This window comes from Parabacteroides sp. AF17-3, from assembly GCF_003635445.1.
Taxonomy (GTDB): domain Bacteria; phylum Bacteroidota; class Bacteroidia; order Bacteroidales; family Tannerellaceae; genus Parabacteroides; species Parabacteroides goldsteinii.
Genome location: NZ_QTMM01000017.1, coordinates 85495 through 98100, shown reverse-complemented (window position 1 = coordinate 98100; position 12606 = coordinate 85495). Strand labels below are relative to the sequence as shown.

Here is a 12606-nt window from a genome sequence, read left to right as displayed (position 1 = left end):
CTTATGTGCATATTGATTTATATATCCATAACATATTCTCACAAAATATCTTCGAAGAATAATTATTTAGAAACCTTCCTCGTCCATTTTCTCCCATTTGTTTGGCTTCTGTCGGATGTTCTATCAGATATAAAATCTTTTCCGACAATAATTTCGAATCTATTTCCACACTATCAGGTAAGACAGTAAGGGGAATTTTTAACCCACAGGTGTTATCCACTATTTCGTTCAATCCTGAAGTTGCCGTAACCACAACTGGCAATTGGTGCATCATCATTTCAACAGCTACATAACCAAATGGCTCGAATAACGAAGGCACAACGCCAATATCTGCTATTTGATAGAGTTCATATAAATCTTCCTTTTCTAGTAATCCAGTAAATGTTGTTTTGATACAAATATCTTTACATTCTAGAAAACACTTGTCATAATCACCACTACCTGCCATTATCAAATGACAATTTTTATTTGTTTTCAGCACTTCACGAAAAGCTTTGATCAAATAAATTACTCCTTTAACTTCATCAATACGACCAACAAAAAGGATGATTTTTTCTTCAGATAATATATTCCATTTTCTCCGAAGATGTTTAATATTAATTGATGTATCAACCACATCGCATACCCCATTTGAAATGACCGATATTTTAGCAGCCGAAATTCCATAATCCCTACATAAAAAGCCTTTCATATAATTTGACAAACAAAGGACATGATCTACCCTAGAATAATATAATTTTTCCTCTTCAAATGTTTTTTGTAGTTTTTTTCCAAAACTATCCGGATATTTTTCTTTTAAAATATGCCGCAATCTCTCCGGATTGTCATAAATATTAAACCCCCAATCAAAAAAATGGACAACAGCAAGAATACTACAATCGAAAGTATTTTTCAATTCTTCGACTAATTTACCACTTTCAAAAAAATTGAGATGAAATATCAAATCCTTTTTATCCTTGATATACAATTGAAGCAAATATACTACATTACGACAATATAATTTCCACTGATCCTCATTGCTTGTTGTTCGTTGATCCTGAATAACTAAAGGAAAACATAAATGTTCTATCCCATCTATTTGTTCTACTTGTATTTGAGGTTTTTCAGATATCAAATTTACTACGCAAATATTTATATCACAGCCTTTCAAAGCTGAAACCAATTCACGGATATAAGTACCAACTCCAAATACAGATCCACGACGAGTTTGATTGAAAATATACAAATTCATTTAATTACAAATTACAAAAGGTGCATCCATGATATATTTGCTTGGCCTAGTGCTAGCATTCGTAGCATACCTTCACCTGAGTATCCATTAAGAATACCAGCGTTAGTAGGAGCTTTTCCTATATCCAAATTTGGTATTTGCCTCAAAGCAATATCAAATTCATCTTGTAAAACATCATTGAAATACCTATTACACTGATAAGCACGAATAAAATTACCAACCATTGAATCCCCCAGCCGAGAAAACCTTTTAACTATAGATAACGATTGCAAATTCCATTTCCTCTGACATAGATCCAAGAGCCTGAAACAATCATCAAAACCTGATATTTTCTGTAAATCACATAGAAAACAAAATACATCCGTCTGCTCTGTGATTGATATATCAGAAAATCTTTCACTAATCAGAACTGTTATATGTGATAGACATTTTCGTGCCAAAATAGTTGACTCTTGATAACGTAGTCGTGTAATCCAATATTGCCCATAACCGATTAATCCACCATATAGAGTAAAATCCGAATAAGGATCATACATCACAGCTCGAAACATTCGTTGATCAAAACCCTCACAAATATCATCCTCTACACTTAAAAAATCATTAAAAATTAAATTATCAATTCCAACTCCGATACCAGCGATTCCTCTTTCGTAATCAGCAGGACTGTTAACGTGAATTTGATCTAACATTTCACCAATCACATCCATTGCATAATCAGCAAACAATTCGTTACCTGTAAACAAAGCATAATGAAAAAAGAAAATCGCAATCCCCATTTTTCCATGCACCAAACCCGGACATTGAGTTAAAGTACCGTTTAGCAAAAGCATATTAGCTATCTGCTGCAAGTCTTCTTCTATTTTTATATTTTTTTTTTGCATTACCTTACATAATTATGTCTATTTTTATACTTTATCAACATGATAACCGGATTGGATTCTTCATCCAAAGTAGCAGCAATTTCTTTTAACTTTCCTTTAAGTTGCCCCTTTTTATAAGCATCTACAAGTTTGTAAGCCTCCAAATTTTGCCAAGTTGCTATTTTATTACCTAGAGGTCTCGTATTCATAAATGTTTTACTTTTATTTAAATAGTCCTCATTGTATACAATATATTCAAATATCGCTTTATTCTTTTTGTCGTACATCAAACAAACATTGGGAAATCCTCGTTTAAGCACAAAATCATACTCTTTTTTTACTATTTCCATAAAATAAAAATCATCTGTCACAATGCTTGGACAAAGAAAGACTTCAGGTACCATAGATTGAATAGATGGAGTCCTTATAATCAACGGAATCATATCATGATTAGAAGAATATATGTAGACTGTATCAGATGAAGGTTCGGTAATTACATAATTATTATAATAAGGAATTATAGGTTCGTAAGGAAGACGTGCAGAGTAAGATCTATTATTTTTTTCATCCCTTAATATCAACGATGTCATTATCTTTTTTTCAAAAAGAATCTCGATATTCTTAATTACATTTCCTGACTGCTTAGATATGAGCGAAAATGATTGCTCATTCACAGTTCCATCATAGCAAATAAAATTATCATAATCGAAATTATATATTCTATTATACATAGCATTCCCATTATGCTTTAAAACTCGCTTTAAATTTCCACATAAATCATATACAATAACCCTCTTTGCCAAATGCTCATTAACAAACATTTCACCTCTATCTTCATCAAGTACTATTCCTGAAATATATGTATATTCTCCAACACCTTGTCCCTTTCTGTTTATCTTCTTTACCCCCTTACCATTTCTAGTAAAGATAAAAATATCTCCATCATAGTTACGGTTGATTATTACTATAAAATTCTTAGTAACATCCAATACAAGTCCTTGACATATAAACTCCCCTGAGGTTTCTAAAGGAATATATTCCACATCCATAAAATCCTGCAAAACAAGATTCTTTTTAGGATATTTTGCAGTAACATCAACAACAATTACTCCATCTTCATTAATTACAGATTTTTCACACCCAACAAGTCCCATTATAGCGGAAATAATCAACAAAACAATATTCACTATTTTCATCCACTTTCTATAATTAAATACAACACTAATCTATCATTTTATCACATGGCATAGATTCGACCTTCCAATCGCAATTTCATAATTTGAAGGAGAAGGGCAAATCCACTGATAGACACAATTATCACATGGGAATTGATTACGAATTCGAAGCCATGACTTACCTTTTTCAATCTCATTATATACTATTTCATGGATACTATGAGTATATATATTGCCTAATAATGGATAATTCACATTAGCATAAGCATCACCATTAGACATAATAGTTATTTTTCCAAAATCAAATAAATTAATTGCTTGGTTAGCGAAAATTTTTTTTACTGTCATTGATGTAGATAAAATATCATCTTTCGTCAGAAAAACATTTTTTTCAAAAAAACTCAAATTACTACCGGTATATATAGGATTTATACGATATTTTTCAATGCTAAATTCTTCTACAAATTGCTCTATTAACTCATATTCCTCCATAGTTGATACATCAAAAACATACTCAAATGACAAAGCCTGATTAAGCAAGGTTTGTTTTGAATCATTCCACTTATCTATATCTATAGGAAAATCAACAGAAACTCTATATGAAAAAATATTTTTAAAAATTGATGGTAAAGGCAAAATAGTATCATATGAACATATGATATTTTTTGATGAACTGTATCGATAAAAAAAGGAAAGTAATTCACTATATTTAACCAATATATTCATATCAGACACAATATTAATTATCAGTCTATCAGGTAAAGATTTAAAAAAAGAAATAAGGTTTGCTTCATCAGTTTTACAATCCACATAAATATTAATTTCAGATAGATTTTCTAATATATTTTTGCGTGGAGAAAAATTCATCTTCTTATATAATTCATGCTTGCTTGATAAATTAAAAAAAGGTAGCAATTGAACTGGTTTACCTTTTGATAAGGAAACATCAATTACATCGCCCATAAATTTTTCTCGTAGTTCACTGACAAAAGCATTGATATCGTCATGTTTATATACTTCTTTTTTTAATAAAGCAACACCACAATTTTCCTTTTTAAGTATTTCTCCTAACAATTCAATAACATCAGCTTTATCTGATTCTATAGTTTTTCCATCGAGAGTATTGTACAATAAAAGACTATTATTGACTATACTAATAAAAACATAAGGTTCAATAGTGAACCAATAATCGGTTGTTATTTCTTTATATTTCATTCCAATATTGTATTTTCTATTATTTGAGAATAATTAGCAGGATATTTTTCGATAAAAGAAAAAAGATGATATAGTTTATTCTTAAAATCACTATAATCTTGAAATCTATCACAAACAAAGTCTTCAGAACCCAATTTATCAAAGTTTTTCATACGAAATAAGCAAACACCACAAAACCTATATTCATAACAATTTTGACAATGTTTTATCATATAATTATAATACAAATTATACTTATTAACAATTTCAGATATATCAATTTTAACCTCTTTTCCAACCTCACCCAACGCAAATTTATTATAACTAATTTTTTCACATGCTAATAATTTTCCACGGGTTGTTAAAAGTATTTTTCTTTGAAAAGGCAAACAGGTACTTGTTGGCACATATTTTTCCACACCATGCCATACATCGGCAATATTGGATAGATAAAAATTCACTGAATTATATTTCAAAAAATCAGACAACTCCTGAAATATTGATAGTTCAACCACAGGAAGAAGATTCGATTCTTCCTTTTGGTATTCGTATTCACTTTTTCTTTTACTATGAAATATTTTATCATGAATAGCTTTTTTACTTGGATTCAGACCATCAAATGTTAGTTCTGAAATTCTAGGAATTTTATGATATCTAGAATAAATAAATTCATAAATTTCCTTCACTGAATTTCGATTATGCAAAACAGCATTAAAATTCACATTTTGTTCAAAATACTCTCTATATTCATTTTGAATAAAATCAATATTTTCAATTACTTTTTCGAAAGAATTTTTATTATTACTAAAAGAGCGATAACTATGATTTTTTGCGTTCCCGTCTAAGCTAATAAGTAGACGAAATTTGTTTTCAACTAAAAAAGGAATGCATTTATGTATCAATGTAGCATTTGTAGTCATAGTATATGACACATCCAACTCTTTCTCCTGTTTATATTGATTGACAAGCCTAACTATCTGTTTGATAAACTTTATATTCAAAAGAGGCTCACCTCCATAAAAACCAATATTCAGTTTATTATTCTTATTTTTGTACTTCAATCCAAAAACATATTTTAGTAATTTAATAGCATAATCTACATTTATATTTTTTTGATTTCTTGTATCAAATCCTTCGTACAATTCACCATAAGCACAATACGTACATCTCAAATTACAACTATCTGTTACTTCGAATACAATTTGCTTTGTTTGAATAATACTTTCTTTTACCATTGACTCGCTTATAATATCTATATTAGCAAGTTTTGGAGTTCCAAAGAAACCATACTTTTTCAAATACTCATACTTTTTAGAATAATACGACTCATTGTCTACTGACTTTTCTGAAGCTTTTATTAGTTCAGGGTGTATTAACATCGATAATCGGCTTTGGTCATCGAATATATATGAATTTTCATTTTCCGATGTATGAAAGAGTGTTTGTATCATAATAAAATAATTAGTTAACATTCATATCGACAACTAATATTACTATTAGTCGTCGATATCATTACATACTTTACAAATTAATAAAATCTGACATATCAACTCTAATAATCTAGAAAAATCAATACGCAAATTTATCTCTAGAATCAACATGATGATCAAAACCTCCTGTTTCCGGAAAAATATAGTAGCATGAACAAGTACCACATCTAGCACATTCACAACCACCTTTTAATGCATTCAATTCACGTAATTCTAATTCATCTTTGCTGAATTGATTCAATTTGATTTTACCTAATTTTTTCATATCATTCAAATTTAAGTTTATACTACTTGTAGACAATATTAACCATTTACTTTTTATCCACCAAGGAAATTTCACCTTTAACCCCCAAACGCAGGTATTTTCATACTGAACGCATCTTTTTATTAAGTAAAACTAAAATTTTATATCCAAACAAGTCACCTATGAGTTACTATTGACTGCGTATATAAATCTTCAGCCATCCATTTGAGTTTATACAACTCAGATCAAGCATACAGACGAAATGCATCACGAACCGTTTTTTCTCGGCGTTCACTTATCTTATATTGAACTCTATTCTTCATCATAACCCAATAGGATCCTCGTAGACAAACAATATGCTCTACATGCTTCATATTTACAATAACTTGTCTATTTACCTGAACAAAATAATCTTTTAACGATTTTGCAATAGTAGCCAAAGTACATTGTACCAGAAATTTTTTATCTTTCAAATAGAAACAGACAAATGGCTTATCACACTCAACAACAAATAAATCGTCATAAAAAGCTTTTGATAGACCTCCTCTATTAGAGTAAATAAAGTAATCATCTTTAAAATCGAGTATCTCCATTGTTCACATATTATTTATTATTAATCGTAGTGTTCCATTGCAAACTCTCCGAATGATCGCATGGAGTAAAAATATCAACTAATGGATATCTTCTGTCCTTCTCCGGAGGTAATTCCATATAATTACCATAACAGCGTTGCAAATAAGTGCAATAACCAACCGGAACAGGATAAAGATTCCCTTCAAAATAGGCTTCATCCAACATTTCTATTTCATCAATCAATAAATGTATCCGGCTATTATTCAAATACCTTTCAAAACTATTGGATATTGCATTTTCATAAATGGCATCCTGGTCATATACAAAAAAATCCAATTGTATGCCATTATGCCAGTTTATAGTATTGCCCATTGTTTTTTCCGAATCTAAATAATTGCTATAACGATCTCGCAAGCGTGCCTCAACTAACCAACTGAAAGACGCCATACTCGGATCAGTATCACTATTCTGAAAGAAAATATCCTTTGGTAACTCCCTTACTCCTTTTTCTAGAAACAACTCATAATCCGCACGAAGTATGCCGATATCAATATCATTATCCCAAGGAATAAAACCTTTATGACGTATAGCCCCTAACAGAGTTCCATAATCCAGCCAATAATCGATATCATGCTTTTTGCAGATACAATCAAATATTTTCAACATTCTTACCAATACAAACTTCAATTGTTCCTGAGATGTTTTTCCTTTCTCTCTTTCATCTGGGTATTGAGGATAGGAATATGGAAACAGACAACTGTTTAGTTTTTCTAAATCATCAATAGTATCCACTTCATAAACAGATTCCAGCAACTCTGTTCTAATTGTAAAGTCATTACAATTATCCAGAATGATTTGTTCCCAAAAAAAATCTTTATAATGATTGCCATCGATATATTTTATTAGATATTCTTGTAAAATAGTGCCATCAGCTCTATTCCAATAAGAGATGCCCGACATCATCCTATAAAATCCTGGTTGATTCGTTGTATAAATTTCATTAACATACCCATCTTCATTTAATACAGGGATCCATTCCGGCTCAGAAGAGAACTTCTCCACTGTAAATAAAAGAGATGTATCTATTTTTTGTACAGCGTCTTTCATTATTGGGAGGCAACAGTCTCCAATATATACATCGCCATCCAATATAAAGCTATCTCCAAGCATATCAAGAGCTAAATACAAAGAATACAGATTGTTGTATAAATCAAATTTATTGTTAACTCTAATTTCTATATTGGGATATTTTTTGACCAAATAGGCTAATTTATCGCACAGATATCCTGCTATGATACAAATCCTGTTAACTCCCAATTTCCGCAATGCCTGTATTTGATTCTCTATAATTGGAATACCGTATATAGATATCAGGCATTTTGGAAGTTTATTAGTGACCGGCTGCAAGCGAGTCCCCATCCCGGCAGCTAATATTATAGCGTTTATTTCTTTCTCATATTTCATATTATATACATCTTGATTATTAAACAATTAATCAATATACGTACAACAAACTAATACGTTAATTCAATTTCGTAATCAGCTTTATACAATTCTCTTATTTCCTCTATATAATTCCAGTCTGTCAATTGAAACTTCACAGAGGTTTCATTCGCTGATTTTTTCAATACTGGTACACCATGTTCTTCCAGAAACTGATTCAACTTATGGATCGGAACGATATAATCCACATCTTCCGGACGATAGTAATCCGATTGCCTGCGGATATGTTCGTCCTGATAAACAGGATTGCTTTTACGCAGCTCGAACCGGACAAACTCCATAAAACGATCAAATGAATTATCTTCAAACAGAGCTAAATACCGAAAATAGAAACGATTTGCTTTCTCCAGGCAAAAGTGTTTATAGCAAGAAACCAATCGTTCAACAGGATCTCTCCAAACAGCAAATTTGATCATTTTACCAGACTCTTTCTCTTTTTCCTGCATCCTTGAAACCGGACACAAATAGGGACTCGCATCATCATAACCAACCAGGCTATGAGCGCCACCCTGGTTAGGGTAGAAACCATAAAGAGATGACGCAAGCACATTTCTCAAATGTGACGATGCATTTTTCGCGATTATCACAAAAGCCAGATGATAGCTTTCCATCAAACAAAAATAATTAGCCAGAAAAGGAGATCTGGCATGCATCTCCGATGGTAGATAAACTTTATTTTCATATTCCAAGGCTACATCTTTCCAGGTTTGTATATAGTGTTTCAATTGATCTTTATTCAAACCACAGACTTTGAGAAATTCTTCACGGTTCTCTTCTTCCAACCTTGAACTATAAAAACGGGAATTTTCATAACGATAATGGAACAAGTGATATAAAGCTCCGCCGGCACGCGAAACCGGAAATCCTACTATTTCCATTCGCTTGACACGCTCCATATCTTCCATTCCCCAACCGTAAAAATGTTCATTCTCCCCTCCTGCCTTCAGATAATGCTCCTTATGTACAAGAAAAGCACCACCGACAGAATGAATAAAACAATCGGAATGCTCTTTTCCTTTCAGAAATTCAATCAAACGGTTGTCACGAAAAATAAAGCTGTCCTCCATTGAACACATATTAAAATGTCCGTCATAGGGAAAACTCATTACTGCTTTCCCGTTCCGAATATCAGCTATCGAACAGTCTATTTGATCGTTCGGCACTATCACGTCAGTATCCCATATACCAACAATCGAAGTATCAGCTTCTCGCAATAATTCATTTAGATATTTCGTCCGATAAAAAATGGGGTTATCATCTTTCACAAAGCGGTATGTCACATTCAGACAATTTCCAGGCACTCTATATTTGGAATCGTTATCAGCTTCCAATACTATTATTTTGCTCCGCTTACGTTTCGATAACTGATCTAAAACGACATCCAGGTTTTCCCGTCGTTCAGACGAATCGATACGGACCGGGATTACAAACGTAACAATATCATCTAACGGTTTATCTACATTATATATATAGACAATCTCTTTCTCACCCAATAAGCGCTTTGTCCTCTCCGGGAAGATTCCTAAAGCATCTATTTTCCGGATATCCTCCAATAAACAGTCATCGACTATTTCAATATCTCCCAGGCGATCCAGAAATTGGATCAGGTTTTGTTTATTAATAAGAGTAGCCGTGCCCCCTTCCGGAACATCTATCCGAAGTGTCAAATAATGTATCCAACCATATAAAGACTCTTTTTGCTCTTTATTCCAATTTATACTGAGAGCAGACAAACGCGTATCCAACTCCATCAGTATTTCATTTTCTTCACCTTCAGCAAATCCGTTACGCAAAATGTATATAAGCCCGCATCCCAAACTACAAAAACTAGATTCCTGCCCTAAAGACGGAACAATTTCTATATCATTTTCCAATAATTGCTCTAATAACTCATCCGCTTGTTTTTCATAAATCACATCTCCGGTATAACTCGCACAAGTATACAATGCTATAATTCGTCCAATCTCCGGAATACCGACAGTCCATTCATCCGGCATTTGCTGATTGGCCCTCCTATAACGGTTTATAAATTCAATCTGATATTTTCGGCGTATATCATAAGCAAATGCTTTCTGTTCATCTCGATGTAATTGGGATATCTGAGACGCATGCCAACGATACATCATTAATACCTCTGGTAAGTTTTCTACTTTTCCTGCTAAAGAAAAACGTGACATCAAATCGTAATCAGAAGAATATACATATTTTTCATCATATCCTCCATACTTCCTCATCACATCAGTTCGAATCATCAGAGACGAATGCAAAGATACATTATCCTGTAGTAAGCCTATCATCAACTGCTCATGCGAAGACGGCAAAGTCCATTTCATTCCCGGAATAGAAAAATCAAGTCCTGTACCTAATATCCAAAGATCCGGACAAGCTTCCAAATATTGATATTGAAGTTCCAATCTTTGAGGATAAGCGACATCATCTGCATCCATGACACAAATATATTTCCCAACAGCAATTTCCAGTCCTTTATTCCGGGAAGGATAGTTCCCGACATTATATTCATTACAAATCAATATAATACGTTTATCCGTATAAGACTTAATGATTTGCAATGAATTATCTGTTGATGCATCATCTATTATAATAAATTCAAAATTGTCAAAAGTCTGAGAAAGTATGCTGTCAATTGCTGCATGAAGATACTTATCTTCATTATAGACAGGCATTATAATGGATATATCAATCATAGCACTACATTTTTAGATTATACAAGTTCAGTCCATGGAATAAAAGTTTGTACGGAAAAAAATTTCAGTTCTTTACCCGCAAATCCACATAATCCAAAAGAACGATCCCAAATTATTGCATTTATACGCTTTTCATTAACAGCTTCAGCCTTTCGCAGTAAATCGTCATAATTACTCTTTGAATCATGGAGAAAGAAACGTAACAACCATTCTACTAATTCTGGATATAATCCGATATTCCCTATCTTTCCCAATTCAGAAACAATCTCTTCAGCTATAGAAACTGAGATATCTGTTGCTTTTTTCAGACAACATAACCCATAAAAGAGAGTTTCTTTATTCAATAAATAGATCTGCTTATCTATAATAAGAGGATTTTGTAATCGGAAACGAAAATAACGTAACCAGCCACAAAGTCCTGTTGGCAGATTCCACATACCACCAGAAATAGAAGAAATAGATAAGATTAACCTTCTATCTATTTCTGATAAAATCTCATCTGCATTTCCTTCTATAAATCCATTTTGCAAAAGATATTCAATAGCTGTACCGATTCCGGCTAAACCTTCCGCATAATTATCAGGTATATCTGCGGTCATTGAGCAAATCAAAGAATCTAATAGCCTTTCGGCCGTTCGCATATACAAAACATTTTTTATCAATCTATAATGATAGAAAAAAATAATCAATCCCATCTGTCCATGGAAAAGACCTTTCAACGGTATACTTGTAACATGACGGTGAACAATATCTATCCAACGCTTTTCCATGCTAAAAGGATACTGCCACGTTTCAGGCAAGATATCCGGAGCTAACCTGGTATTGAGCCAAACACCCGGTGCAATCACTATCTTATCTTTTCGTCCATCCAACCAGGCTCCCCACCAGCTAAAACTACTATTGGCTACAATATGATAACGACAAACAGAAATCAAATACATATCCTGCCAACTATCTTCTTTGTGATTCCAATCGATTACCTGACTATTTTCATACTGCACATTCTCTTTAACCCATTCCGGATCATCGCTGAATAAATAAATATAAAGTTCATCGGAAGATAATTGTTCACGCAACATCTCTAATGCAACTTCATAATACTTTGACGTACAAATATTTCCATAAAGATGAACGGAATTAGGTAATAGATAATCCTGACGACGAATATGGATACTTACCGATGGATGCTTTCTTATCTCTTCCGCCATTTTACGTGTTTTTTCACTCAAAAGTTGTTCACGGAATCGAAAAGCAGTCCTTATATCTTTTTCAATACCCTTAAAATATAGTTCCGTTTGCCAATAACCGGTAAAGAAACGCACCGGACATATCGTATCAGCCACCTGCTGAAAAAAAGAAGCTCCTTGTTCCTGCACATCTTCTACTTGACCCACAGGCAGTTTTTGTATCCACTCTTTATATGATAAAGGCAATTCTATATCTTTACCAACTGCAAATATTCTGTCTAGTTCATATCCATTATGTGCATGATCAGTATTCAAATAAGTTAAATCAATATAATGCCTATTTTCCGGATGACGGGAACACAGCGAACACCAAAAAGCATATTGGAACATCTGATTCCCCAAACCTCCCAAAAGCTTCACTATGTTCACTGTTTCTTCCGCCAT

General features: G+C 32.6%; 10 protein-coding genes. All 10 read right to left on the bottom strand.

Features of this window, described 5'->3' with window-relative positions; all coding sequences use genetic code 11:
• Nucleotide 1 precedes the first annotated feature (1 nt).
• Nucleotides 2-1231: a TIGR04157 family glycosyltransferase gene (locus DWW91_RS21240; RefSeq protein WP_122328865.1), complete on the bottom strand. Its 1230-nt coding sequence runs from the start codon at nt 1229-1231 to the stop codon at nt 2-4.
• Nucleotides 1232-1242: 11 nt separating this feature from the next.
• Entirely contained in the window at nt 1243-2112 is an 870-nt protein-coding gene (locus tag DWW91_RS21235) for a hypothetical protein (protein WP_122328864.1), read from the bottom strand.
• The gene (locus DWW91_RS21230) at nt 2112-3287 is read right to left on the bottom strand and encodes a 6-bladed beta-propeller (RefSeq protein WP_233584548.1); all 1176 of its coding nucleotides are present in this window, start codon (nt 3285-3287) and stop codon (nt 2112-2114) included. Before DWW91_RS21230 ends, DWW91_RS21235 begins: the two co-directional genes overlap by 1 nt.
• A gap of 33 nt (nt 3288-3320) precedes the next feature.
• Nucleotides 3321-4481 carry a TIGR04150 pseudo-rSAM protein gene (locus DWW91_RS21225; RefSeq protein ID WP_122328863.1) on the bottom strand — a complete coding sequence of 387 codons (1161 nt, stop codon included), beginning with the start codon at nt 4479-4481 and terminating at the stop codon, nt 3321-3323.
• On the bottom strand, nt 4478-5911 hold the full coding sequence (locus tag DWW91_RS21220; protein WP_233584547.1) for a radical SAM peptide maturase: 1434 nt from the start codon (nt 5909-5911) through the stop codon (nt 4478-4480). The genes DWW91_RS21225 and DWW91_RS21220 overlap by 4 nt, the downstream gene beginning before the upstream one ends.
• 118 nt (nt 5912-6029) lie before the next feature.
• Complete coding sequence (locus DWW91_RS21215) at nt 6030-6215, bottom strand: TIGR04149 family rSAM-modified RiPP (RefSeq protein ID WP_122328862.1); 186 nt, start codon at nt 6213-6215, stop codon at nt 6030-6032.
• Nucleotides 6216-6439: 224 nt separating this feature from the next.
• Nucleotides 6440-6787: a LytTR family DNA-binding domain-containing protein gene (locus DWW91_RS21210; RefSeq protein ID WP_122328861.1), complete on the bottom strand. Its 348-nt coding sequence runs from the start codon at nt 6785-6787 to the stop codon at nt 6440-6442.
• Between the two features lie 10 nt (nt 6788-6797).
• Nucleotides 6798-8231: a LicD family protein gene (locus tag DWW91_RS21205; RefSeq protein WP_122328860.1), complete on the bottom strand. Its 1434-nt coding sequence runs from the start codon at nt 8229-8231 to the stop codon at nt 6798-6800.
• Nucleotides 8232-8281: 50 nt separating this feature from the next.
• Entirely contained in the window at nt 8282-10975 is a 2694-nt protein-coding gene (locus DWW91_RS21195; RefSeq protein ID WP_233584546.1) for a glycosyltransferase, read from the bottom strand.
• A gap of 17 nt (nt 10976-10992) precedes the next feature.
• On the bottom strand, nt 10993-12606 hold the full coding sequence (locus DWW91_RS21190) for an alpha-1,2-fucosyltransferase (protein ID WP_122328859.1): 1614 nt from the start codon (nt 12604-12606) through the stop codon (nt 10993-10995).